Genomic DNA, 26070 nt, shown 5'->3' with positions numbered 1-26070 from the left:
GTATATCAGCCATAAATGAGAATGAATATCATGTTTATTTATTTTGGCAGAGTGTCACATATTATTTATTAAGCGTATGGTTGCTTATTAAAAAGATATGGTGCAGTGATGTTTTACCGTACTCGGCTTGGTTGTTTTTGTATTCTTCTTCCTTGTGTTATTGAGCAGAACTCTCGCTTTGTATAGTGCGCACTGGATGGAGCGGTCAGTGAGTATTCTGTGTTTAACGTGAGCTTTGGGGCTCTCTCATGCAGGGTGTTGATCTGAATCCGAATAGAAATAGAAGGGACCAAAAATAGAAGGAATAGTAGGGACAGACACCATTACATTCCCCCAGACTTGAACAAGTAAACTAAGGTGTGTGTCCTTTAATCTGACAATTTTTGCCTATAACTAGCTATTCAATACTGATTAGCTGACTATGCAGCCAACTCAGTGCTGGATCGTTCAGGCTTGCCTGATTCCAAACCAGGCTGTAGGCGACTTTGCCATACTCGAATGGTAGAGGTTTGCTTACCAAGCTTTGCGCCTGGAGGGCATTTTCTGCCCACATCTTAGAACATGTCAGTAAGTAATCTGTGTGATGGCACAGAACCGCCGCTGCGCCAAAATCTGCAACTGAGACTGCAATCTTTCGCGAACCGTGTTGTTGAGTCAGATTCTGCTCAAAATAGGGTTCGGATAAGTCTTTATCTAAGATACCAATATGCTGATAGGCGAGGTAGCCATCGATGGAAAGAGGTCTATCAGCCAGTGGGTGGTCAGCGCTCATCAGACAGATCATTTCATCGGCCGCGATTTGCTGCCAGACCAAGTCTCTACTGCGGGTTGGCGGTTGGCTGATATCGTGCGGCAAGATCATGAAATCGACCTGGCCCCGATTTAAGGCATCAAAACTGAGTTGCTCTTTGGCAAAGATATTGATGCTTCGCGCATTCGCCAGTTGACCAGAGATCGCCGCAATCTTAGCCGCAAACAGTTCAAACGTGCTTTCACGCATTGAGAGCGATATGGTTCCCTCAAACTGCTGCGGATGGAACTCCCCTTGATGGAGAATGCCATTCATACTGGAAAGAATTTTATGAATTTCAACAGCGATACTCAAAGCGAAAGGCGTCGGTACCAGTTGACCGCTATCTCGGTAAAACAGTTCGTCATTAAGCTGCGACCTGAGTTGACTTAACGTTTTACTCACACTCGATGGCGTCACGCACAACACATTAGCTGCGCTGGTAACACTATGTGTGCTGAGTAAGACATGCAGAACGGTAAGGTGTTTTAAGCTAATTCGGGAGAGAGCGATGTAGTCCATTTTGATCCCAGTGGTGACGCGAGTGGCTATTTATAACGCTTAACGTGTTCAATTGATAGCAGCCAGTGAAAATCACGCAGAAAAGTCTGCGTAAACTAAAATAGTATCAGGGGACGCGGTAGGAGAAGACGATATGTTTAAGGGACTGGCATGGGCTGCGGTGCTGTTGGCACTGCTTAGTTTTAATATTTACGCTGAAGAAGAGGAAGAAGTTGGTGACGATGATAATCGAACCAAAACTCCTCCGGAGCTGAGTGTCATTGATACCGATGGTGATGGCCAAATATCTCTTGAAGAGTTCAATGCGTATAGAGGCACCACGGAAGATGATGAAGAAGAGGAAGAGGAATCTGATGAGGGCGGACTGAGTGCCTTCGCGTCATTTGATAAAGATAGAGATGGATTTGTAACTGAAGAAGAGCTTAATGCTCATGCTAAGTATTCAAATCCGGGCAATGGCACTGGTGAGCTTCTGAATCGTGAAGACGACGTAGAAGGAGTGGCTGCATCGCGTGGCAAAGGTAATAGCAACAGCAATAAAGGCAGCAGCAGTAGCGGTAACAGCGGTAATAGTAACAAAGGTGGCGGCAATCGTGGCGGCGGTAACAGTAATAAAGGTGGTAAGGGTAAAGATAAGTAGCACCTGAAATCTAAGAGACAAAAGCCCCGGCGAGTATTCACTGGCCGGGGCTTAATCGTTCTGTCTAGATTAATCGATTAGCCCGTAGTCACGAGACAGAATATCGATAATTTCCTGTTTCGGATTCTCGCTCAGCTTGATCTCTTGGCCAGTAATTTTTGCCGCGATGTTCAGGTAAGTGTTAGAGATATCCAGCAGTGCATCCAGCGGCAATTCATTATCGCGTGCTAGTGCTTCACGTTCATCCATGCGCTCTTTGTTGAGCAAAATGTCTGGATCAGGGAAGTGGTTGAGTAGGAACTGACGGAAACCTTCTTTCGAATTTTCAACAATTCTTCCTTGGTTGTACTCTTCTTCATCCCAAATACGTGATGAATCTGGTGTACCCACTTCATCCATGTAGATAAGTTTTTCGTTGCCTGCAGCGTCTTCTACGTAACCAAATTCAAACTTGGTATCGACAAAAATCTGGTCCACTTCAGCCAGAGCATTGCTGATAACCACGAACCCTTCACGCAGTAGTTTTTCATAAAGCTCAATGTCACCAGCTTTAGAGAAGTTAAATGCAGAGAAGTTGTCTTCGATATTTTTACGCGTGATGTTGACGTCATCCGCTTCTGGTACCCCCGGGATTCCTTTAAGAATGCCTTTGGTTGACGGTGTCATGAGCAATTCAGGAAGAGGCTTGTCTTTTTCAAGGCCTTCAGGCATTTGAATACCACAGAACTCACGTTCACCTTTTTCGTAGGCACGCCACATAGAACCGGTGATGTATTGACGGCAGATCGCCTCAATCATAATTGGTTTGGCTTTTTGAACGATCCAGACGAATGGGTGCGGAATATCAAGGATATGACTATCTGCAAGACCATTCTCTTTAAATAATTTAAACCAGTGGTTTGAAATCGCGTTAAGGGCAGCGCCTTTACCAGGTACGCCTTTAAGCCCACCTTCAGCATGCCAGATACAGTCAAATGCAGAGATGCGATCGCTAATTACCATGATGGCAAGAGGGGCATCAGGGGCAACATCGTAACCTTTTTCTTTGATTAGGCGTTTACTGTCTTCTTCTGTCAGCCAGTAGACTGAACGGACTTTGCCACTGTGAACGGGTTTATCAGTACGAATTGGAAGATCATCGTTTACGGCAAGAACTTGATCAGCGAGACTCATTTCGACATTCCTATCTTAAGCAAGGTGGGCGACTGCCTGCATTGGCAGCCGATTTCCAACGCATCATACCAGAACTATTTTACGCTGCCAGAGAAAAAGCAAACGTTTGCTTAATTTTTTATTGAGAAGTACTAAATGTGCTAGGCAGATAAAAAAGAACCCCTCTAAAAGAGGGGCAATTGACAGTGTATTCGTTGAGCTTGTTAGTGATACTGGTTAACTCTGCCCTCAACGAAAAAGACTTCACACTGATACTGAAGAGCGTGGTCACGAAGCAAACTTTGCTCTACAGGAGAAATATTGTTGGATGCAACGACAGCACTGGCATTGCCTGATTGAATTGCTTTAATGACAATCTCAAATTCTGATTGAGTTTGCGAAGGTTTCATCTGGATAATCTTTTTGCAGCTAACCTGACCAGAAGCGAACTGATCATAATTCGGGCGAGGGCACTCAGCAGTAAACAGTATCCACTGCTTCTGATTAGAAAGACCAGCGAGGCGACTTAATGTCGTGTTATCGATGTTCATTGGCTGCGTAGGTTGAGCAAGAACATTGTATTTTGAAAACGCCTGAGTGTGTGCCTGAATCATAATTACTGTTCCTTTATACATGCTGTATGGTTATACAGTAGTTTTTATCGTTCGGATAAGCAAGCTTTTTTGTGGGAAATTTAAACGATTTAAATGGCTTAGATTTATGGTTGTGAGTTTAAGTTATTGATTGTGTTGGTTATATTTGATTTGAGCTGGGTGCCGTGGTCGTGAGGGATTAGATAAAAAATGTGAGCAGGCGCACTACTGGATAGAGGGTTATCCAGTAGTGAACAGTATTACTGTACAGGTATGGCTAGTCTGCGAGAGTTAGAAATCGCTGTGGATAGTCGCTAAAAATACCATCCAGATCGGGTAGGTGACGAAGATCGTTTGGGTTATTAATTGTGTAACTCCAAACCTGATAACCTTGCTGATGTAACTGAGTTATCCTGGTTTGACTAAGCCATTTGTAGTTAGCGTTGCAGCTAAATGCCGACACTTCCTTAAGTAAATTCTCAATTTTGCTTGTTACTCTTTCACACAGAACTGCAAGCCTGAATTGAGGCATCAGGTGATTAACGTTGCGGATCACCTGAGGGCTAAAACTAGAAATGATGATGTCGTCACTATTGGTACCACTCTGTTTAAGCTGCTCGTCGAGTAACTGAACGACAGCCATTGGATCGTGATGACGGTCCACTTTCACTTCGAGGTTTAATTTAAGTTGGTTATCCTCTGCAAGGGAGAGCAATTCACTCAAGGTCATTATTGATTGGTTGGCGTATTTAGCATCGAATTTAGCGCCAAAGTCGAACTGCTTGAGTTGGTCTAAGGTGTAGTGATCAATACGACCTTTGCCGTTACTACACCGGTTGATAGTGTGGTCGTGACAAACAACCAAGTGATTATCTTTGGTTGGCTGAATATCAACTTCAACCCACTCCAAACCCAATTCAATCGCCGCTTCAACACTGCAGCGAGTGTTTTCAGGGAAATTTCCTGCAACGCCGCGATGGCCAACAATGATCATAGTTAATATTCCTCAATGACATCAGAGCGATAGAATATACCCAAATAACCTCTAGATGCTAGGTTCAGCGAGAATGGCTTGGTTTGCAGGCGAGGCAACAATTTGAAGATCTAGTGGTTCTACATCAAAAATTGTTAACAAAGCTTGCGAGCCAAGGCAGCTCGCCCTTTGGGAGCGTGTCACTGAAGCAATTTCATCGTCAAACAACTTGGAAAGAGCTTACTCTTACGCGGCGTTGTTTTCCTTGAACTTGAATCAGTGACAACGCTCTGAATCCTACATCTTGAGGTCACTTGGGTATATGACTAACTTGGTTATATGAATCGATAATTGATAGCTTCTGATTAACAAATCTGCCAGTATCGGACGAAAAATAATGACAAAGAGAATCTCAATTTGAATGCTGAACACAAAGCTGGCTGGATATTATTTGCAACCACTGCACTGGCCGGTCTGGGCTGGATTTTTTCTAAAGAGACCATTCAGGGTCTACCGCCATTTGGCTTCGTCGGCTTACGCTTTCTAGTCGCTTCTATTTGTCTGCTGCCGCTATGTATAAAGCGTTTCCGTGAGCTGACTGTGGCGTTATTAGGTCAGGCAATGGGCGGCGGGGTTATTTTATCCCTTGCACTGCTTAGCTGGGTTTATGCTATCTCGATAAGTGAAACCCTCGGTGAGGGGGCGTTTATCGTTAGTTTGTCGATGATAATTGTGCCGATTATCGCCTGGATTTTATATCAGGACCGACCTAAACGAGCTTTCTGGTTTTCTATGCCTATCGCTGTAGCGGGATTGGCTATGCTATCGTTAACCAATGGCTGGAACAGTTCAGCCGGGCAGCTATGGTTTCTGGCTAACGCTTGTCTGCTCGCTTTGCATTTTAATGTTAACAGTAAGCTGGCGCGCAAAGTGCCCGTGTTGCTATTAACCTGCATTCAACTGTTTGTAACAGGTGTAATTGCCCTGATCGCGTCTGCACTGTTTGAAACCTTTCCGACCAGTGTTGATGCCTCGATATGGGGGTGGTTCGCGCTAAGCGCATTACTGGCGACCAGTTTAAGGTACGTAATGCAAACCTTAGGTCAAAAGGGGTGCAACCCGGCAAATGCGGCTTTAATTATGTTGTTTGAGCCGATTTGGACTGTGGTGCTGAGCATCGTTTGGTATGGAGAACAGTTATCCGGCAATAAGCTGATCGGTTGTGGTCTGATTCTCACCGCCCTGATTTTCTACCGCACCGATGGACGACTGTTAAAGCGTCGTCACTAAATAACGCGGGGAAACTAGATAGATACTCCGATATTTATTTTGAAGGCAAAATTAAATTAGCCTTGTTGATGAAAATGTTAGTACAATCCACAGTTATAGGATGAATCTAACAAGGAAAGATAAATGAAAATCGGTGTGATTGGTGCAGGTTCTGTCGGAGTAGGGGTATGCAACTACCTTCTGACGCTGGGAAGTGTCAGTGAACTTGTACTGCTTGATAAAGACTTACAGCGCGCAGAAGGCGAGGTCTTTGATTTTAGGCACACGGCCGCTTTAACATTTTCAAAAAACACTCACCTGGTACCAACCGATGACTACTTATCTCTGATCGGTGCAGATATTGTTGTTATCACTGCAGGTGCTCAGATCAAGCAGGGACAGACCCGTATTGATCTGGCTGAAATCAATAGCCGTATCGGGGTTCAAATTGCAAAAGAGGTTGAGCGTGTCGCGCCTAACGCAACCCTGATTGTAGTGAGCAATCCTTGTGATGTGGTGGCTCATTTTATCGCGACAAATACTAACTACCCTCGCTCACGAGTGATTAGCAGTGGTTGTGTCATTGATACGGCTCGTTTAATGAGTATTGTCGCCAACCGAGTCAACCTCGACCCTAAGAATGTGTTTGGTTATGTTCTGGGCGAACATGGTAGCCACTGCTTTACGCCTAAAAGCCTGATTTCTATCGCTGGCCAGCCAGCTGACTATTACTGTGACACTCACCATATCGAACGAATCTGTGCTGATGAATTATTAGATTCAGTTAAGCAGGCGGGTTACGAGATCTTTAGACGTAAACAAAACACGACTCATGGCATCTCTGCCAGTGTGTTTCGTATCATTCAGGCAATCATGATCGACGAGCGTTCTGTTCTGCCAGTCGCGACTTTGCTTCGTGGTGAGTATGGCCTTAAGGATGTGGTACTCAGTTTACCGACAGTGGTGGGCAAAAATGGTGCTGAAGCGATTCTTCAACATCCATTTAGTGAAGAAGAGACAGCAACTTTGCAGATGATTGCTCAGCAAGTGAATACGGTAGTAGAGCAGGTGGCTGATATTACAGGCTTGGCAATGAATAAGGTGTAGTTTGACTCTGTCTGACTCAACTTGCATCGACATCAAGCGCGGCCATACGGTCGCGCTTTTGTTTTTATAGCCTGATACTTGCAGAGATTGTTACTTCACAGATTAGAGTGAATACTCTTTAAAATGACTCAAAGCCTGTTAAGTTAAATGTAAATTAATTGTTAATTTACATTCGGTGTTATGAAAATCCACGCGCTTGACGGCTATATCCAGAAAATCTATCTCGCAGAATATAACCAAAAGCTGATGTTACTTGACGGTGCATCGAGAGCTGATATCTCTTATCTGAGGCATTACATTACTCACGAGCTACAGCGCCCTTTTAGTGATTTGGCCGCTGTGGTGGTTACCCATATGCACCCAGACCATGCTGGCGCCGCGCATAAGTTACGTACTCTTACTGGCTGCAAGATAGTGTCAGCTAAGCGGGACAGTCACTGGTATGGCGGCGCGAGTGGTTTCATTATGCATTTAAGCGATATTGCTCTGGCTCGCTGGGTAGCAAACCGCAAAAACAAACCGCGTCGTAATTTGTGGTATTCGCGTAAACTGAACGCCGATATTGAATTGTCAGATGGTGAGGCGATCCCGGGCTTTGAAGACTGGAAAGTGCTGGAAACTCCTGGTCACACGGACAGGGATCTCTCGTTGCATCACGAAGAGCAGGGCATCTTATATGTCGCAGACCTTATGGTAGAGGTAAAAAAGCACTTAATTTCTCCCTTTCCGGTTTTTCATCCCAACAAGTACAAAGCGTCAATCAAGCGTGTTTACAATCTTCAGCCTAAAGTGTTGCTGGTGGCTCATGGCGGGCAGGTTGAGCTCACCGAGCCGGTGTTTCATCACTTACTGAGTACAGCGCCGAGAACGCCAACGACTCACTGGCGCACGACTAAGGTTAAGCTTAGAAGCCTTGTCACCACTATGTTCAAATATCGTTAAATTTGTCATTAGCGTGATTTAAATAGCTTGCTAGCGAGTGAGTTTGATTGTCATCATTCAGGGGTTAGTTTAGAATGCGAACCCTTTTCAATTGTAATGTCATTCTCATGTCGCGAATTTTAGTGGTCGATGATGATATCGAACTGTGTCACCTGTTGTTAGATGTACTTGAAGCCGAGGGGTATCTGGTCGAGTGCGTTCACTGTGGTGAAAGTGCACTTAAATATCTGGAAAAGAAAACCGTTGATTTGGTGCTACTGGATGTGATGTTACCTAAGCTGAATGGCATGCAGGTAGCACGTAAAATCTGTCAACGTTTTGCCACGCCAATCCTTATGCTTACCGCATTAAACGATGAAGAGTCGATTCTGGATGGTTATCAGTCTGGTGCTGACCAATACATTGCTAAACCGTTTAAGGTTCCGGAACTACTCACACGTATTAAAGCGATCTTTCGCCGTGTCGGTTTAGAAAAACAACGTCAGGCTAATTGCCGTGTCTCGCAAGATAATAATACATTTGACTCTTCTCACTTACCTTTGACTGGTACGGAATCGGACCTACTGGGTTACCTAATCAAAAACGAAGGGGTAGTGGTATCGAAAGCCGAGCTACAAATTCAGGTGCTTAAAAAAGAGCTGAGTCCATTTGATCGCAATCTGGATATGCACATCAGCAACCTAAGACGTAAGTTTGTTGAAGCAGGGCTGTCAAAACAACACATCAAAACGGTGAGAGGCAAGGGATATAGCTTCGTCGCAAACACAGGCTGAGCGCAATGTTAAACTTTACCTGGCCCAGAAGCATCGCTAAACGTAAAGACAGTCTGGTATTTCAACTGTTTAGTCATATGACGGCAGTTATTGTTTCAATACTGCTTCTACAGGCTGTTGCTGAGCAGGCATTAGTAAAAGCACTGCTTAAGGTCCCACCTCAGATAAAGCAACACATTCAGTCGCTGGCTGATCAGGCAAATGTGTTGATTGAAGAGGGCGATATGGATGAGCTTGCCGATTGGGGCAACGCGCAACCTTACTACTTATTTGTCCTCAATCGCGAAAACAAACCATTATCCCACCGACAGATGCACCCACACTTTGAGTTCAAGTTGCGTTTTCTTCGTGAACTAGACGGGCCGCTTAATGACAGGGTTAGCAAGCCGCTTATTGGTGTGCGCCTGATTGAGGGCAATACGCTAGTGGTGCAACTGCCGAGCGAAGTCCATCCAGCACATAGATTCATCGTCTATTTTGCGATTAGTAAAGTACTGATAGTGATAGCCATGCTGGCACTGTTTTCTCTGATTTTGGCGAGAAAGCTACAAAGACCACTTGATCGCCTGAGAGAGTCGAGTCGCAGACTGGCATCGGGGGATTTTAATGTCAGTGTTGTGACTGAGCTGAAGTCAAACACCCGAGAGTTCAATGACCTCGCCCGTGACTTTGATGATATGACCAAAGAGATACACTCTCTGGCGCAACGTCAACGTAGCCTGATTCGTGATGTCTCTCATGAGCTACGAACACCATTGGCGAGACAGAATCTTGCGCTGCATTTACTTCGCTCCAAATCAGAACAATCGCAATTGCCTTTGATTGAACGACTGGAGAGAGAAGTAGACGAGATGGACTCGCTGGTCGGTGAAATTCTTGAATATAGCCGACTAGAAAACTCCCGTTATGAAGCTAGCTATAAGCCTGTCTGTCTTGAAAGTTTGTTATCAAGCCAGATTGAACAAAGCCGCCTTCAGTTACGTCATCAGCAAAACATTGAGGTTGAGTATCAAAAAGACTTACCTATGGTGGTGACAGACCAACGATTGGTGCTGCGCTGCCTGAATAATCTGCTTACCAATAGCATCAAATATGCAGGGGAATGTGCTGAGATTCGTCTGTCTGTAAGCCATACGTCAGCTAATCTTGACTATGTCGTGATTGAAGTCAGTGATAATGGCCCGGGAATCGCGCAAAAGCATATAGAGGAGATCTTCAGACCATTTACCCGCCTGGAGTCTTCTCGGGACAAGCAGCAGGGTGGATATGGGTTAGGCCTGGCGATCGTCAAAGAGGCGATGAGTTTGCTTAATGGCAAGGTTATCGCGTCTAACCAAACCAGTGGAGGGCTTTGTGTCCAACTGGTTCTGCCGATAAATCGATGAGTTGACTGACAACAAAAATCATAAAGCGAGTGTCTGATGGCACTCGCTTTTTGCGTTTTAAAGTCCCTGATTGGTTACTGATTAAACTCTCAATGCAAAGATTGTAAATTTAATGCAAATGATATTGGTTATCACTTATATTCCGCTTCGTTAAAAATGACTAAGCAGAACTGGATAGTTCTGATCAAAACTTGCGGAGAAAAACATGTTCACAAAAAGTCGCTTGGCACTTGTTATCGGTGCGACATTAACGGCACCGGCGCTATACGCTCAAAGTGTAGATACCGATGAACACATGGTTGTAGAGGGTCGTGATTACGGCTATCAGGCAGAGACTAACTCAACAGCCATGCGAATGGAGGTTAGCCAGTTAGAGACAGCAGGACAGGTTGCCGTTATCGGTGAGCAACTTATTGAAGAACAAAGGGCAAGTAGCCTTGGTGAAGTACTAAAGAACGATGCAAGTGTTAGTGCTGGCGGAACAGGTCGTAACCGAGAACGTTTTTCACTGCGCGGTTTTGAAGTTGAAAGCTCATCTGGTTTCCTGCGTGATGGTAATCAACATTGGTCTCACTACCGTCAGCCTGTTGAACTATTAGAGCGAGTTGAAGTTGTTAAAGGTCCTTCTGGTCTGCTATACGGTGTTTCTGCACCGGGTGGTCTGGTTAATATGGTGACCAAGAAGCCAACATTTGATACTCAGGTAAATGTCAGTCAGGATTTGGGCTCAAACGATCATTCGCGCACAACGGTTGATGTCAGCGGCGCACTTAATGATGACCAGACACTGCGCGCTCGTACTATCGTTGCTAAAGAGAGTACAAGCTCGTGGAGAACCTATTCAGATGGTTCAAAACCGCAGACTGAACGTCTTGTTGCGGGTCTGTTTGTCGACTACGACATCAACGAAGACGTGACCCTGTCAATGCATTACGATAAAACCAATGACAAAGGCAGTGTTGATTCTGGTGCGCTCTACACACTAGATGGTCAGGCTGTTCGCGGTAAAGAGCACATCTGGGATGCTCAATGGTCACAAATCGAGAACGATGTAGAAAACGTTGGCTTCAATGTTAATGCTCACCTTACCGACGTTTGGTCTTTAAATGCCGGCTTTAACTATCAGGATTTCGAACGTGTTGATATCGAAAGCTACCCGGATTTTGACAACCTTGATAGCAACGGCACTGTGGCCCACGGCGGCAACAACCGCCATGACAAGTGGCGCTTCAGAACGGGTCATGTTGATCTGGTCGGCAACCTGGAACTGGCAGGCATGACACACCAGTTATTGCTTGGTTCAAACTGGCTGGGTTACAGCTATGACCGCAATCAGAAAGGATTCAACAGTCAGGACGTGGCTCCGGGTGAAAGTGTTGGTGTGCCAAGCTACAGTGGTAGTGACAAAGTCAGCCACTCTAGTTATGACACATGGGGTTTCTACGCTCAGGACCTGATGACACTCAATGAACAGTGGCAACTACTAGCGGGTCTGCGCTTTGACCGTAAAGTCGCCAACGGTGTGGCAGAAGAGAATGTCGCTCCTAAACTCGGTGTGATTTTCCACCCAGCCGATAATGGCAGCATTTACGCTTCTTACTCAGAAAGCTTTGAGCCTCAGGGTGTGGTTTCAAGCGGTAAACGTACTTACACCAATGATGGCGAGCTACTTGATGCTGCAACGGGTGTCTCATATGAAGTAGGTACTAAGTGGGAGCTGTTTGATCAGGCGCTGTTTGTGTCAGGTGCATTGTTTGATATTACCCAACAGAACGTTGCTATGGACGTTGAAGATGCAAACAACTCCGGCAACTACATCAAGAGTCAGGAAGGCGAACAGCAGCACCGTGGTGCAGAGTTGACTGCACAAGGCTCTGTGACAGAGAAATTGTCGCTGTCAGGTTCTGCTATGTACCTGGATGCGGAAATTACTCAGCACGAGACCTATGCAGGTAACAGACCAGTAGACGTTCCTGAGTTTGCAGCGAGCGTGTGGTCAAGTTATGCAGCGACAAACGAAATTGATGTTAATCTGGGTGTAATCTATCAGGGCTCTCGTTACGGCGATGAAGCCAACACTTTCAAGAAAGAAGGTTATACTCGTGTCGATATGGGACTAGCATATACCTACAAGTATGACGCTAACCTTGATATGGTTGCTCGTCTAAGCGTAGAGAACCTGTTCGATACTGATTATCTGGCAGGTGGTGGCTCTACGTCATCAGGCAATAACTATGCAGAAGGTGTTGTCGTTGGTGAAGGCCGTAACTATATGGCAACGCTACAAATTAAGTACTAATCGCGTTTGATTACTACTTTGTTATAGAGACTAGGGAAGGGTGCGCCTTTCCCTGTTTTTGTATCGGTGCAACAGTAATTGCAATTTTGCTTATTCAGGTTACTATGTGCATCTACAAATGAGATTGCTTCTCAATTATATTAATGGCATCAGTGAAAAACAGACGTTATGAATTCAGTTACCACAAGCTTGGCGCTTAGCCTTGCTATCGCCTCTACCAGCAGTATGGCCGTTGGCCTGGATGCTGCCCAATCCATTCAAAGCAAAACCAATGCGGCTTCTGCTTCAAGTCAGAAGCGAATAGACGCTAGCGCTGAAAAAACTTTGACCCTTAAAGCGGAAATTGAGCAACTTCAGGAAGAGGTGAATAACCTTCAGGTTTATCGCCAGCACCTTACTTCTCTGGTTAATAGCCAGCAGCAGGAAGTGATTAGTTTAGAACGTCAAATTGATGAGATTAAATCTACTCGTCAGGGCATAGTTCCACTGATGTACCAGATGATTGATGGCTTAAAACAGATTACCGCTGAGGATGTGCCAATCAAACTTGAGCAACGTAACCAACGTATTGCCAAGCTAGAAAAAATGATGGTTAGAGCAGACGTCAGCGATGCGGAAAAGTATCGTCGTATTCTCGAAGCGTATCAGATTGAACTGGACTACGGGACTAAGCTGGGGTTGTATCAGGGGCAACTGTCTATTGATGGCGAGAGTCGTCAGGCGGATGTACTTTATCTTGGTCGACTCTCTCTGGTTGCACGCAGTTTAAATGGCAATAGCTTCTGGGCATGGGATCAAAATGCAAAGCAATGGTCTGAAGTGGATCCATCGATGAAGTCGGAGCTTGATAAAGCATTTAGTATGGCAGCAAAACAGGTTGCACCAAGCTTGATTACTTTGCCTGTGTCGCTACAAGTAGCGGAGGTGAACTAATGAAAGCTTCAACACTATTTACTCTGTTTGCTGCTAGCGCACTTTCGTTTCAGGTGTCAGCTTCGGATCTTGTATCGTCAGCGAAAGCAGAAGCCAAAACACAACAACAACACAATGTGGTTCGAGAAGCAGGGTTTAAGCAGACTGAACAGCAGTTAGCCCAATTGAAAAAACAGCTTTCGCAGCAAAAACAAACACTCCAGGCGCAAAATGACAAATTGGCGGCTGAGTTTAGTCACAATGAAGAGCAGCTATCGCGTCTCGAAGAGAAGCTTCGTCTGGAAACTGGTAGCTTAGGCGAAGTGTTTGGTGTAGTTAGGCAAAACGCGAAAGAGCTCCAATCCGAACTGTCTCACTCAGTGACAGGTGCCGGTGCGCAGAGTCATACTCAGCAAGTGGATGAGATCGTAGCGGCAATGAAACTACCGTCACTACCGCAACTTACCGGTTTATGGGCAGCATTAACGGAGCAGATCACGGCCAGTCGTGAAATTGAGCAAACAACAGTTACTTTTGTCGATGGTGAAGGCAAACTTCATCAGGCCGATGCGGTTCGTTTGGGGGCATTTGCTCTGGTTGGCGAACAGGGTTATCTCAACTGGAACGGCACAAAGCAGGATGCGGTAGCCTACATCAAGCAGCCGGAGAATGGACCGACTCTCGAGTCGTTATCGGGTCTGCTTAATGGTCAGCCTGAATCACTTGTTGTCGACCCTTCACGTGGTGTGATGTTAGAGCAGCTAGCGTTGACACCGAGCATGATGGACCGACTGCAGGCTGGTGGCGCGGTAGGTAAAGTGATTCTTGGCTTACTGGCTGTCGGTCTGTTAATTGCGTTGGTACGTGGCATTAGCTTGTCTGTGGCGCGCCAGAAGATCCGCCAGCAACTTAAGACCCCTCAGGTTCCAACGAATAATCCACTTGGCCGTGTACTGTCTGTATACAGTAAGGGTAAGAACCAAACCGTTGAGGCTCTTGAACTGCGTCTGCTTGAAGCGGTCGTTGATGAGCAAGCCAGCCTTGAAAAAGGACTATCAATGCTCAAGCTTCTGGCTGCACTTGCTCCTATGTTAGGTCTGCTAGGTACCGTAACGGGCATGATCGAAACCTTCCAGGTCATTACTCAGTTTGGCAATGGAGATCCAAAAGTAATGGCTGGTGGTATCTCAATGGCACTGGTTACGACTGTGCTTGGCCTTATTGCCGCGATGCCACTGCTGCTTGCGCACAATATTCTCAGTGCACAGGCTGAGTCGATTCGCAATATTCTTGAAAAGCAGGGCATTGCTCTGGTCGCTGAACAAGCCGAGAAAGAGAGCACGGTTACTAATGACCAATTAGGGAATGCAGCGTAATGGACGCGCTATTTGCTCTGTTGTCAGAATTGATCAGTGCTAACTCCTGGTTAAGTGCCCTGCAACAGTTTATGCAGCAGGGCGGACAGGTACTTTGGTGGCTGGCTGCCGTGGTATTGCTTAGCTGGGTAATACTGATAGAGCGCATCGTGTTCCTCTGGTTCCACTTTCCTAAGCTGAGAAAGCAATGGGTTGCAGCTTGGCATCAGCGTAGTGACCACGATTCATGGTATGCCCGTTCAATTCGCGATGGCTGGTTGTCCGAAGCGCACGCCGTGCTTTATCAAAACCTCAATATCATCAAAGTACTAGTGGCAATCTGTCCCATGCTCGGTTTGCTAGGAACCGTTACCGGTATGATCTCGGTTTTCGATGTCATGGCTAATCAGGGCAGCAGTAACCCTAAGTTAATGGCATCAGGTATATCCCTGGCAACGTTGCCGACTATGGCAGGTATGGTCGCTGCATTAACGGGTATGTTTAGCTATGCGCGACTGGTTAAAGCATGCCAGATGAAAGAAATTAAATTAGAGAAATCATTAAGGAGCCAGCGATGAGACTCGGTCGACGTCATCACAAGCAAGAAGAGGCGCAAGTCGACCTCACTTCGATGCTGGATATCGTATTTATTATGTTGATCTTCTTCATCGTCACTAGCTCGTTCGTGCGCGAGTCGGGAGTTGAAGTCAATCGTCCTACTGCGTCAAACGTCGTTAGCCAAAAAGAGGCGGGTATCTTTGTCGCAATCACATCTGCTAACGACATCTATATCGATAAGCGTATCGTTGATGTTGAAAGGGTGCAGGCGACGATTGAACATCTGATTCTGGATAAACCAGATGCTTCTCTTGTTATTCAGGCCGACGAACACGCTTACAGTGGTACGGTAGTGAAGGTTATGGATGCCGCCAAAGGTGCTGGTGTACGCAATATTGCCTTAGCAGCGGAGAAGATTTAGTGATTCGTTTGCTATTAGCGACTCCAGTAGCTCTCGCATGCGTAGTGGCAATATTTAGCGTCATGGCGTTGATGGTCGACAGTGGTCATCGACGCGCTCCTGAAGCAGGACAGTCGCTCAGTTTCAACATGGTGATGTTTGAAGATGAGCAGGATGTCCAGAGACGTCAACGCTCGGTACCTGAGCAGCCTAAAGCGCCGCAAGTACCACAGCAGATGCCGACTTCGCAGGCCAATGTTGAGCAGACTCAGTTATCTCCTGTGTCGCAACCTTCACTGGGTTTAAACACTGCGATTGAAGGTCTGGCGATCAGTGCACCGACATTTGGTGACTTTGGTGTCAACCAACAGGCGATGCCTTTGTATCGTGCAGAGCCTCGTTACCCGAGTAAGGCATCAAAACGTGGTATTGAAGGTTACGTTGTCATTAAGTTCACTATTGATCCGACAGGCCGACCTACCGATCTACAGGTTTTGGAGGCGAAACCTAAGCGTATGTTTGAACGGGAAGCGATGATCGCCCTTAAAAAGTGGAAGTATCAACCTAAAGTTGTGGATGGCAAAGCTATTGCGCAATTTGGTCAAACTGCCAGAGTGGAGTTTAAACTAGCCCAATGATCAGACAAACAATAGCCCTAATGCTGATGCTAGTTTCGACGGCTAGCTTTAGTCAGGAGTTAAGTCAGTATAGTGCGGTTCGGGTACAGAAAGCCCATCAACTTGCCCAAGATGAAAAGCTCAAGCAAGCGATTAGTGAGCTTAAACAGATCGACACTTCGCGAGCGTACGATCAAGCGTTTATCGCACGTATGTTAGGTGTCTATCTGTGGCAAGATGATCAACCTCAAGCGGCAATCAAGCAGTTAAATCAAGCAGTGAGTAGTGGGTTGCTGCAGGATGAGCAGGCTTGGATTACCGAGCGTATGCTGGCGGACTTATATCTCAATCAGCAGAACTTTGAACAGGCGATCAAGCACTATTACCAGCTAATTAAAACGGCTCCGGAAACGCAATCTGCGGACGATATATGGCTGCGGATTGCTCAGGCTCACTACCAAATCGAACAGTGGAGCAAAGTCATACCTGCTACTGATCGCTATCTTAAGTTAGTCAACAAAGAGCCACTGCAGCCGCTATCGCTTAAGTTAGGTGCTCAGCTGCAACTGAAACAATGGTCTAAGGCGATTCCGACTCTTAAACAGCTTATTGCGTTACAACCTGACAAGGTTAACTGGTGGCGACAACTGGCTGGGTTACAGATTAGAGTAGGGCGCGACAAAGACGCACTTGATACTCTGTCACTGGCCAAGATAAACAAGTTGGATCTGACACAAAATGATCGCCGTATGTTAGCTCAGCTCTATGCCAAACGTGGCGTCCCTGAGCGTGCCGCGTTAGAGATTAGCCAGCTAGACGGGGCGGAGAGTAATGTTCAGCTGTTATCGGAGCAGGCTATTTACTGGCAATCTGCCAAAGAGTGGGACAAAGCGATTGAAATATGGCAGCGCACTGCTCAACTTGATAAAAAGTATCGCTGGAATCTGGCCCAGTTACTGGTTCAGCAGGGAGAGTACAGTTCGGCTTTGCCAGTGTTGAACAAGGTTGAGGGACGTGGCGAACAAGTGGCATTGGCCAAAACTCGGGTGCTGTTCAAACTGAATCGTATCGAAGAGGCGTTGATTGAAGCCAAACGCGCTGATCAAATCAACTCATCAGGTCAAGCGCAAAGTTGGATTCGTTACTTAACTCAGATTCGGAAAATGGACGATACTTCGTCTGGTTAAACAAAAAAAAGGGAAGCGGTAAGCTTCCCTTTTTCAAACCAGCAGCATTATTTATTATCTGAGCAAACGAACTCTGCTCGCCACAACAAGCGCTTGGTTTGCTTCATATTGGTCAACAGTTCCTGACCTGACATTTGCGGAAATGCATGCATAACAGTGACATCCTCGCTTTGGTCAGACTTTTGATAAGCCCTAACATGAGTAAACGTACTCGACAGGTTGTTTGACAGCATACTTTTAGATAGACAAATGCCGAAAATATCCCTTTTCATCGTCTTTTCCTCTGACATACCAGCAGCCAAATTATTGTTGTGTTTTTGTGAAAGTTGACTGTCCGAACTAACGTTGTTTAACACTAATTGTGCTCAATAATTATACGAAACTTCTGACTGGTTCGTATGAAAATGACCATAATTATTCATGATCCAGATCAATTATTAGACTGATTTCTATATTTGTACAAACGGCTTCTAATCACTACGCAAACGTTTTCTTTATGTCCGCTGCTGCCTTTATAACCACTGAGAATATTTTAACTTCGTAAGCTTCACAGATTACTCACTGTCCCATCGTTGCAGTGTTATACGGGTGTTATCCTGCAAGTGTAAAAAGGAGTATTTATGAAATGGAGTAGCATCAGTTTTCGCAAGCGAATGCTGATTATCATGACGCTATCTGGGTTGATCGAGTTGTTGTTACTCGTTGCAGCCGGCTTTGTCTATATAAAGCATTCCCAGGAAGATGAAATGGGCCAGAAAGCGTTAGGCATCGCTTCATTTTTAGCTAAATCTCCTTATGTCATCGAAATGATTGAGAATGGCCCTGATGAACGGAGTCAGGAGCGTTATCGTACTTTAACTACCCTCATCGGTGCTGCATTTATCGTGGTTGGGGATAGTCAGGGCATCCGGCTGGTTCACCCACTCGATGAGCGAATTGGCAAACCAATGAAAGGCGGAGATAACAATCGTGCATTGGTTGATGGCGAATCGTATGTTTCAACGGCAAAGGGGTCACTCGGTTACTCCGTTCGTGGTAAGTCGGCGGTCTTCAACGCACAGGGTGAAATTATCGGCGTGGTATCCGTGGGTTACCTGCTTGATAGACTGCAAGACCGCATAGAACCCTTTCTTGTTTATTTGATCCTGATGGCGTTTGCTGTTGTTGCTGCTAATGCGGTAATTTCCAGCTATGCCTCGCGCCGTTTCCAGCGCGCTATCTTAGGTTTCGAACCTGAAGAAATTGGTCGTTTATATGTAGAACTTGACGTGACACTGGAGACCTTGAAAGAAGGTATCATCACCATAGATGACACCGGTAAGCTTCGTTCGATTAACCGTAGTGCCTGTCAGATACTGGATCTCAATAAAGAGCAGTCAATTAATCGACCTCTGAGTGAAGTTCTGCCTGATAGTGATTTACAAACTGTGCTGCAAACGGCCAGAACGGACCATGACATCAACCTATACCTTAACAAACAGCGATTGATTGCTAACCGAAGTCCAATCATAGTCGATGGTAAGGTAGTGGGGGCAGTCTCGAGTTTCCGTTTGCGAGATGATTTGACTGAACTGACCGAGCAACTGGCAAAGACTAAAGAGTACGCTGAGATGTTGCGTTCGCAAACGCATGAACATCGCAATAAGCTCAATACCATCAGCGGTATGGTACAAATGGGTGAACTTGAAGCGGTACAGTACTTAATCGGTCAGGAGACAGAGCACTATCAAGCGTTGATTGAGTTTCTCCGTGAAACGGTTAAAGAACCACTGATAGCCGGTATGTTGCTGGGGAAAACAGAGCGCGCGCGTGAACTTGGTTTACGTTTGGTGGTGGAAGAGGGCTCACGCTTACAGCCGTTACCGAAACGAATTAACCCAGAAGACCTGGTGACCATTCTCGGCAATCTGATTGATAACGCCTTCGATGCAACGCGAGAAGCCATCACACAAGAGTCTCTATTTGCACCTCATCGACGTACAATAGAGGTCTCTATCAGTGACTTTGGTAACGAAGTGATTTTAGAGGTAATCGACCAGGGATGTGGGTTGCCAGAAAATATGAGTGTAGAATCATTGGTGAGGAGAGGAGTCTCAAGCAAGGATAAAGCCACCCGGGGCGTTGGCTTACATCTCATCAATGAATTAGCAATTCGCTACCATGGTGAATTGGAGATGGTTAATAATAAACAGCACGGAGCAAGGATGACGGTGTACCTACCTAAGGAAGAACAGATATGACCTCAGTAACGCGAGTAATGATCATTGAAGATGATCTCGCAATAGCGCAGCTACATCAGCGTTACTTAGAGCAGATCGGTGGCTATGAAGTGATAGGTATTGCGACAACCAAGCTGGAAGCGGGCCTGCAACTTGAAGTGCTGGCTCCGGACTTACTACTATTGGATGTTTATCTGCCAGATGGAACAGGGTTAGATATTCTCCATGAACTGCGTAGCAACAACCTCAGTTGTGACGTTATCCTTATTACCGCTGCTCGGGATGTGGAAACATTACAACAGGCAATGCGAGGTGGTGTGGTGGATTACTTGCTCAAACCCGTTATATTTCCGCGTCTTGAAGCCGCGTTGAAAAAGTACACATCGCAAAAACATCAGCTTAATCATGCCAGCGATCTGGACCAGAATATCGTCGACAAAATGCTTCAGTCGAGCTCAGCCAGTGAGTCGCCAAAAAATCGCCTACCTAAAGGAATAGACGGCGTTACGCTTGATAAAATCAAGGCACTATTTGTAGACAACATTAACCTTACTGCTGACGAAGCTGGTGAACAAATTGGTGCAAGTCGTACAACGGCAAGGCGATATTTAGAGTATTTAATTAGTACCGGAGAGCTAGAAGCCGATCTGAACTATGGCTCAGTAGGCCGGCCAGAGCGAACTTATAAAAAAGCCAATTAAAGTCCTTGTCACTGCTGGATGTTGCTAGACGAAAGCGTGATCGACCTCTACATTAATTAGTAGACTGTAATTAATTGGTAGGGGTCGTCTATGCGACTTTTAACACTTATTTCGATTAGCTTTTCCTTTTTCGCAGGTGCGGTGAGTAGTAGTGAGCTCAACCAATTAAACTACCTCACTGAGCAGTATCCTCCATATAATTATCAGCAAGAAGATGGTGTCATTCAGGGCATCGCAGTAGATGTTCTGACTGCGGCCAGTGAGCATGTTGATAGTCCGGTAAGCCTGGATATGATCAAGGTTCAGCCGTGGCCGAGAGCCTATCGAAGTGCGTTGATAAAACCAGACACAGTGCTGTTTTCAACCACTCGTACTCAACTGCGAGAACATATTTTTCAATGGGCGGGCCCTATCAGCTCAACCAGAATTGTTGTGTTGGCCAAACGGGAAAGAAATATCACCATCAACCAAACTATTTCATTAGCCCAATACCGAATCGGCGTTATTCGTGACGATGTTGGTGAGCAGTTGTTGCTTGAGCTTGGAGTACCACGTGATTCGATGATAGAAAGTTCGGTACCAGATACGTTAGCCAGTCAACTGGTCAAAGACCGTATTGACCTATGGGCTTATGAAGAGAACGTAGCCAAATGGTGGCTGAAAAAAGGCGGCTACAATACTGATGAGTATGAAGTGGTGTACGTTCTTCGTGAGGGAGAGCTCTATTTTGCTTTCAATTTAGAGGTCGATCAACAAATGGTTTCTCAGTTGCAAAAAGGTTTAGATGCGATTAAAAAAACGAACCAACAAGGTGGTGTCAGTCGCTATCAGCAAATTTTGGATAAGTATCGATAAGGTAACCTAATGAAGTTATTTACTGTTCTCTTGTGTGCTTTTTCTAGTCTGGCAATGGCAAAAGATAGCATTACACTGACGCTGGCTTCGCAAATGGATGGGGGACATCGCTATTACCACGAGCTCATCTATGAGGCTCTAACGGAAGCCGGTTATGATGTTCGTATTGAGGTCCCAAGCGAACATATTCCGCAAAAACGAGTGTTGAAAATGGTTGAGGCCAACCAGCTAAGCATGACTTGGCTGATTGCTACCAAAGAAAGAGACAAGCGTTACGTTTCGATCGACGTTCCGCTGACTAATGGCTTGATCGGTAAACGAGTACTCCTGATACCACCAAAGTTACAACCTGTGTTCGACAAGGTGACAGATCTGGATGACCTTAGAGCGACGCAAAAAGTGGCGGGCTTGGGAGTTAACTGGTTTGATGTTGATGTCTGGCGAGCAAATAGGCTGAAAATCTATCGGCAGGATGGAGAGTGGCGCAACCTGTATGATCGACTGACATTAAATGGTGCCGTGAACTATTTTCCTCGTGGTTTGAATGAAGTGGGAAGTGAAGCCGAACAGCATCCTAACCTTGCTATCGAGCAACGACTTCTATTGGTCTATGAAAGGGATTTCAAATTCTACTTATCGCCTGATATGGCTCCTTACCGTACTAAAATAGAGCAAGCACTCATCCAGGCAAAGAGTAGTGGATTGATTGACCGTCTGGTTAAAAAACACTGGGGCGCGAGCATCGAACAATTAAAACCAGCACAAAGAGTGGTCATAAAGTTAGAGCTACCTGCCTCTGTCTCTCAAAAACGCTAACCACCTGTTGCTGTCTGCGTATAAAATCGAATAATCAAGATATTGAGTTCATATAGGATTAGCTAGAGCCAGATGGAAAGTGTTTTTATTGTCGTTGGCATATTGGTGATTTTCTTTGTAGTGGTGCAGAAACGCTACCTCAAGCAAGATGAGTTGAAAGACTGTGCCTATAAAAAGAAAGGGCCACTATTATCGGGGCAAGAGTCAGCATTCTATAATGCTCTTATCGCTGCAGTAGGCCAGCATGGCGTAGTGATGAGTAAAGTTAATTTATCCAATGTCATTACACCTATGGCGACTGACAAAAAGCAGTGGTTTATCGCCAATAACCGTATCGCAAAAAGCTATTTTGATTATGTAGTCTGTGACCCTCGTACCCTTGAAGTACGTGTCGCAATTGAACTGGATAATGGTAAAGAGTTAGACAAAGGTAAGGTTGACCGTCAGAAGTTATTGATTCACGTTTGTAAATCGGCGGGTATTCCTCTAATTGGCGCTAACATCAAACATAGTTATCAGGTGAGTAGACTGCGCCGATTACTGGCAGCGCATATTGATCTCATCGAGCCTGATAAAGAAGTTCGTTTTTGTAAGCGCTGTGGTAGCCCAATGATTATTAAGATTGCTAGTCAGGGTGAGCACAAAGGTCGACGTTTCTTCACTTGTAGCCGCCAACCACACTGTACTTACACTGAAAACTACAATGTGGTTTTTGAAGAAGACCAGCAAGGCTAAGGTTGCAAATAGCTGAGTTTTGAAGGAGAAAGGTTGCAAACTTTAACTTGGTTGCGACCATTCTGCTTAGCATGATAGAGCTCTTTATCCGCTTCTCTGAGAACAGACTCTAGGTTTGCATATTGATTACACAAATAGACACCGATACTGGCTGTAAGCGCAATCGGCTCTTCCGGCGAGTTAAAGCAGTATTGTTCGATCGAATTACGTATTTGTTCCGCCTTCAACTTAGCGGCATCTAAACCAGTATCATGTAACGCAACACAAAACTCTTCTCCTCCGATACGATAAACCAAATGTTCGTCGCTCAAAGAATCAAGTAATGCAGCGGTCTGACTAAGTACGGTATCACCAACATCATGACCATAGCGGTCATTAACAGACTTGAAGAAATCTAAGTCCAATATCAACAGTGACATGGCCAGCTTGCTACTTTCCTGACGGTAACGCTCAAAATTGTGTGAAAGTGCGTGTCGGTTGTACACCCCAGTCAGGGCATCACGTGAAGCGAGTTGTCCCAGAGAGGCTTCAGAGACTCTGCGTTTGACCTCAAGAACATGGGCAGTTACCCAAATCGTCATAAAAACAAGAGAAAAATTAATAACCAAGTGAAGACTACTACCAAGATCTTCGCTAATCATCCGGATTAACACAATCGCAAGCTGCAAAACAAAGCCAACGCACGTGGCTATGAAGCCGTGACGGCGACCTAAGATAAAGTAGAACACGACTGGAAATAAATATGCCCACAGAAACAAACCATAGTTTAGCGGGTAGTAATAGGCTGCGATGCAGGTAGAGGCGATCAGGCAGTACACATAAGCACTGACAATCGGTTTCGAGGTGTATTTACGGTAGGTAAAATAACCAACAGCCAGGGAGAGCAAACCAAAGGCGGCTTCATTATAGTGATGGAAATCAAAGGTGCCGGAAACGATATTAACGACAGTTAGGATCGCAGACATAAAAGCTAACAGCATACTGAGCCAGAATAGTACGGCTCGGCGCAACTGCCGCGAAGGGTTGAATATGTCGAGCTCCATGCGATCCGCCTTATTCAATGAGTAAATATATGCCCAGTAGTGAATATCAAGTCATAATATTCTTTTCACGGTCATAATCAAGGTTTGAAACAAACCCACTTCACACTAATCCAAGACGCTACAAAATTGACGATAAAAATGTTTTTCAATGCACCAAAAGTGGGCGTAATAAGCCCTATAACAAATAGAATAATCGCCTCTCTTATCTGGTTGAGCTAAAGAGAGGCGAGAATGTGCCAGTTCGCTATTTAGCCTGGAACTGGATCATCAGGCGCTGCAATCCCTCAATCTTATCAACTAACAAACTTGTGCGCTCAATGGATGACTGAGAGGTACGCAATGTCTCATCAGAGAGGTTTTTGATATTAACAACATTGCTGTTAATTTCCTGCGTCACGCTCGCTTGTTGCTCAACGGCCGCTGCAATCTGCACGCTACTATCAGTAACCGAATTGAGCTTGTCTGAGATTGTGTCGAGCACTCCGCCCGTTTGATCGGCGCGTTCTTTACAGCGTGAGGAGAGGTCAATACCTTGTTCCATCGCGACTACAGCGCTATCTGCCGTTTCCTGAAGATGACGAATCATTGAGTGAATCTCATTGGCTGAAGTGCCCGTTTTAGAAGCTAAGTTTCGAACTTCGTCGGCGACAACGGCAAATCCTCGTCCAGCTTCGCCCGCTCTGGCGGCTTCAATTGTTGCGTTAAGGGCTAACAGATTGGTTTGTTCAGAAATGGTGGTGATAACTTCAAGAATACTATCGATCTTTTGGCTGTCTTGGGCCAGAACGTTGATGATATCTTGGGCTCGGCTGAGTTCATTCGACAGAGTGGTCACCTCAGTCATGGTCTGCTGAATACTTTCTAAGCCACGCTTAGACTCCTGATCTGCTTCTTCTGCTAGCATTGACGCAGCTGAAGCAGCATTGGCGACTTCATTAATTGAGTGGGTTAACTGTTCGACAGCGGCTGCCACTTGCTCTGTTTCATTGCACTGTTGATCCAAACTCTGGCCAATTGACTGAATTGTGCCGAACTCATCTTCCGCTGACACAAGGATCTGACCAGATGTTTCGCTGGCGCGTGCAGATACCGCTCGTAGTTCGGCGCTTTTCATCATCAACGCCAGTTCTACAGCGGAGTAATCATCAAAGTGATTCGTATACGGTTTTTCCATCAGCGGGTTGGAATACGCTTTGCTGGCAAGTTTTGTTAAGGTGTTAACGCGACGGCGTTGATAGAAAAGCGCACCAGTAATTGACGCGGTCAACAACACTAATAAAAATGCCAGTGCGCCAGGAGTTACGATTGCCGCTAACAAGGCAATCAGCGTCGTAATACCCGCTAAGGAGAAACATCCCGCTGTTAAGGGGAGGCGCAGCAGTTTGGGAGCGTTACCGTTACTCAGCTTTTTGTAAAGTTGTTCAGCGCGCTCAGTCTGTTGTTTAGTCGGCTTAGAACGGACAGATTGAAACTCGATGATCTCGCCACTTTCAGATTTGATGGGCGTTACAAAGGCAGATACCCAGTAGTGCTTGTCATCTTTACACTGGTTTTTAACCAGACCCATCCAGCTTTTACCCTGGTTTAGATATTCCCACATCTGTTTGAACGCCTGCTTTGGCATATCAGCATGACGAACCATGTTATGTGGGTTGCCGATCAGCTCCGACTCCGAATAACCAGCAACATGACAAAAATCTTCGTTGGCATGGGTTATATGGCTCGATGAATTGGTCGTCGATATGAGGTTGGCTGAAGCGCAATAATCCTTGTTGAGCGGTGATCCATCCATTTTTAGATTCATTCCCTTGTTTTTGATATTGCTATATTTAAGCAGCGAATTGTTTAATTGTTATTTTTTAGTAACTTAAAGCGGGGCATGATAACCATCACTGGTTTGATTAATATTTGATATGAATCAATTTGAGGAACTAATACGAAATGGGTTTGTTGAAATATGATAGCTCGCAAAAAACTGTTGCAAAAGTGAGCTAATTACATTTTGTTTCGTGCTGTTCGTGAGGTTGCTCCAAGAAAATAAGGGTTCGTCTTGCTATGGAGTGGATTGCATAGCTAAGCGAGAGTTGTGAGCAGAAGTTTCAAACTGTTTAAATAAAATTGGATGGTTTTTATTAATTCTGAGTTAAATACTCGTTATAGTAATTTAGTTACGACTTTTAGCTGGTTAAATCCTGTTCCTACCCCTTTAGGGTAGTTTAATTCTGTA

At 45.4% G+C, this 26070-nt stretch carries 25 protein-coding genes; 18 read left to right on the top strand and 7 right to left on the bottom strand.

The window, feature by feature from the left end; genetic code table 11:
* Positions 1-397 precede the first annotated feature (397 nt).
* On the bottom strand, positions 398-1312 hold the full coding sequence (locus RH46_RS08520; RefSeq protein ID WP_006879010.1) for a LysR family transcriptional regulator: 915 nt from the start codon (positions 1310-1312) through the stop codon (positions 398-400).
* A 133-nt stretch (positions 1313-1445) separates the two neighbouring features.
* Between RH46_RS08520 and RH46_RS08515 the strand changes: the two genes are divergently transcribed.
* Positions 1446-1952, top strand: a complete 507-nt coding sequence (locus RH46_RS08515; RefSeq protein WP_006879009.1) for an EF-hand domain-containing protein — start codon at positions 1446-1448, stop codon at positions 1950-1952.
* Between the two features lie 69 nt (positions 1953-2021).
* Here RH46_RS08515 and RH46_RS08510 read toward each other — a convergent pair whose 3' ends face one another.
* The 3 genes from RH46_RS08510 to RH46_RS08500 form a co-directional block, all read right to left on the bottom strand.
* Positions 2022-3125 (bottom strand): phosphoribosylaminoimidazolesuccinocarboxamide synthase, encoded by a 1104-nt coding sequence (locus RH46_RS08510; RefSeq protein WP_006879008.1) that lies wholly within the window; start codon positions 3123-3125, stop codon positions 2022-2024.
* 203 nt (positions 3126-3328) lie between these two features.
* Positions 3329-3718, bottom strand: coding sequence for a SulA-like leucine-rich domain-containing protein (locus RH46_RS08505; RefSeq protein WP_006879007.1), 390 nt, complete (start codon positions 3716-3718; stop codon positions 3329-3331).
* 256 nt (positions 3719-3974) lie between these two features.
* Positions 3975-4691 carry a glycerophosphodiester phosphodiesterase family protein gene (locus RH46_RS08500; protein WP_006879006.1) on the bottom strand — a complete coding sequence of 239 codons (717 nt, stop codon included), beginning with the start codon at positions 4689-4691 and terminating at the stop codon, positions 3975-3977.
* 396 nt (positions 4692-5087) lie between these two features.
* Between RH46_RS08500 and RH46_RS08490 the strand changes: the two genes are divergently transcribed.
* The 12 genes from RH46_RS08490 (at position 5088) to RH46_RS08435 (ending at position 17474) form a co-directional block, all read left to right on the top strand.
* The gene (locus RH46_RS08490; protein WP_006879005.1) at positions 5088-5960 is read left to right on the top strand and encodes a DMT family transporter; all 873 of its coding nucleotides are present in this window, start codon (positions 5088-5090) and stop codon (positions 5958-5960) included.
* A 123-nt stretch (positions 5961-6083) separates the two neighbouring features.
* A complete protein-coding gene (locus RH46_RS08485) occupies positions 6084-7046 on the top strand; it encodes a lactate/malate family dehydrogenase (protein WP_006879004.1) in 963 nt (320 codons plus the stop codon).
* Between the two features lie 180 nt (positions 7047-7226).
* Complete coding sequence (locus tag RH46_RS08480; protein WP_006879001.1) at positions 7227-7988, top strand: MBL fold metallo-hydrolase; 762 nt, start codon at positions 7227-7229, stop codon at positions 7986-7988.
* A 107-nt stretch (positions 7989-8095) separates the two neighbouring features.
* The gene (locus tag RH46_RS08475; protein WP_006879000.1) at positions 8096-8761 is read left to right on the top strand and encodes a response regulator transcription factor; all 666 of its coding nucleotides are present in this window, start codon (positions 8096-8098) and stop codon (positions 8759-8761) included.
* Between the two features lie 5 nt (positions 8762-8766).
* Positions 8767-10146, top strand: coding sequence for a sensor histidine kinase (locus tag RH46_RS08470; protein WP_006878998.1), 1380 nt, complete (start codon positions 8767-8769; stop codon positions 10144-10146).
* A 205-nt stretch (positions 10147-10351) separates the two neighbouring features.
* Positions 10352-12445 carry a TonB-dependent siderophore receptor gene (locus tag RH46_RS08465; protein WP_006878996.1) on the top strand — a complete coding sequence of 698 codons (2094 nt, stop codon included), beginning with the start codon at positions 10352-10354 and terminating at the stop codon, positions 12443-12445.
* A 168-nt stretch (positions 12446-12613) separates the two neighbouring features.
* A complete protein-coding gene (locus tag RH46_RS08460; protein ID WP_006878995.1) occupies positions 12614-13378 on the top strand; it encodes a DUF3450 domain-containing protein in 765 nt (254 codons plus the stop codon).
* Positions 13378-14733 carry a MotA/TolQ/ExbB proton channel family protein gene (locus RH46_RS08455; protein WP_006878994.1) on the top strand — a complete coding sequence of 452 codons (1356 nt, stop codon included), beginning with the start codon at positions 13378-13380 and terminating at the stop codon, positions 14731-14733. Before RH46_RS08460 ends, RH46_RS08455 begins: the two co-directional genes overlap by 1 nt.
* Positions 14733-15290, top strand: coding sequence for a MotA/TolQ/ExbB proton channel family protein (locus RH46_RS08450; protein WP_006878993.1), 558 nt, complete (start codon positions 14733-14735; stop codon positions 15288-15290). Before RH46_RS08455 ends, RH46_RS08450 begins: the two co-directional genes overlap by 1 nt.
* Positions 15287-15691, top strand: coding sequence for an ExbD/TolR family protein (locus tag RH46_RS08445; RefSeq protein ID WP_006878992.1), 405 nt, complete (start codon positions 15287-15289; stop codon positions 15689-15691). The genes RH46_RS08450 and RH46_RS08445 overlap by 4 nt, the downstream gene beginning before the upstream one ends.
* Complete coding sequence (locus RH46_RS08440) at positions 15691-16308, top strand: energy transducer TonB (protein ID WP_006878991.1); 618 nt, start codon at positions 15691-15693, stop codon at positions 16306-16308. Before RH46_RS08445 ends, RH46_RS08440 begins: the two co-directional genes overlap by 1 nt.
* Positions 16305-17474 (top strand): tetratricopeptide repeat protein, encoded by a 1170-nt coding sequence (locus RH46_RS08435; RefSeq protein WP_006878990.1) that lies wholly within the window; start codon positions 16305-16307, stop codon positions 17472-17474. The genes RH46_RS08440 and RH46_RS08435 overlap by 4 nt, the downstream gene beginning before the upstream one ends.
* 47 nt (positions 17475-17521) lie before the next feature.
* Here RH46_RS08435 and RH46_RS08430 read toward each other — a convergent pair whose 3' ends face one another.
* On the bottom strand, positions 17522-17746 hold the full coding sequence (locus RH46_RS08430; RefSeq protein ID WP_006878989.1) for a hypothetical protein: 225 nt from the start codon (positions 17744-17746) through the stop codon (positions 17522-17524).
* A gap of 348 nt (positions 17747-18094) precedes the next feature.
* Here RH46_RS08430 and RH46_RS08425 point away from each other — a divergent pair, with 348 nt between their 5' ends.
* The 5 genes from RH46_RS08425 to RH46_RS08405 all read left to right on the top strand — a co-directional run bounded on the left by RH46_RS08425 (position 18095) and on the right by RH46_RS08405 (position 22800).
* A complete protein-coding gene (locus RH46_RS08425) occupies positions 18095-19714 on the top strand; it encodes an ATP-binding protein (protein ID WP_006878988.1) in 1620 nt (539 codons plus the stop codon).
* The gene (locus RH46_RS08420; RefSeq protein ID WP_006878987.1) at positions 19711-20394 is read left to right on the top strand and encodes a response regulator; all 684 of its coding nucleotides are present in this window, start codon (positions 19711-19713) and stop codon (positions 20392-20394) included. The genes RH46_RS08425 and RH46_RS08420 overlap by 4 nt, the downstream gene beginning before the upstream one ends.
* A 90-nt stretch (positions 20395-20484) precedes the next feature.
* Entirely contained in the window at positions 20485-21249 is a 765-nt protein-coding gene (locus RH46_RS08415) for a substrate-binding periplasmic protein (RefSeq protein ID WP_006878986.1), read from the top strand.
* A gap of 9 nt (positions 21250-21258) precedes the next feature.
* Positions 21259-22065: a transporter substrate-binding domain-containing protein gene (locus RH46_RS08410; protein WP_006878985.1), complete on the top strand. Its 807-nt coding sequence runs from the start codon at positions 21259-21261 to the stop codon at positions 22063-22065.
* Positions 22066-22137: 72 nt separating this feature from the next.
* Positions 22138-22800 (top strand): DUF2726 domain-containing protein, encoded by a 663-nt coding sequence (locus tag RH46_RS08405; RefSeq protein WP_006878984.1) that lies wholly within the window; start codon positions 22138-22140, stop codon positions 22798-22800.
* Here the strand turns inward: RH46_RS08405 and RH46_RS08400 are convergent.
* Both RH46_RS08400 and RH46_RS08395 read right to left on the bottom strand, forming a co-directional pair.
* On the bottom strand, positions 22797-23843 hold the full coding sequence (locus RH46_RS08400) for a GGDEF domain-containing protein (RefSeq protein WP_006878983.1): 1047 nt from the start codon (positions 23841-23843) through the stop codon (positions 22797-22799). The two genes, RH46_RS08405 and RH46_RS08400, sit on opposite strands and share 4 nt — an antisense overlap.
* A 244-nt stretch (positions 23844-24087) precedes the next feature.
* Positions 24088-25635, bottom strand: a complete 1548-nt coding sequence (locus tag RH46_RS08395; protein ID WP_006878982.1) for a methyl-accepting chemotaxis protein — start codon at positions 25633-25635, stop codon at positions 24088-24090.
* Positions 25636-26070 lie beyond the last annotated feature (435 nt).

This window comes from Vibrio brasiliensis LMG 20546, assembly GCF_000189255.1.
Lineage (GTDB): Bacteria > Pseudomonadota > Gammaproteobacteria > Enterobacterales > Vibrionaceae > Vibrio > Vibrio brasiliensis.
This window is presented reverse-complemented; position numbering and strand designations above follow the sequence as displayed.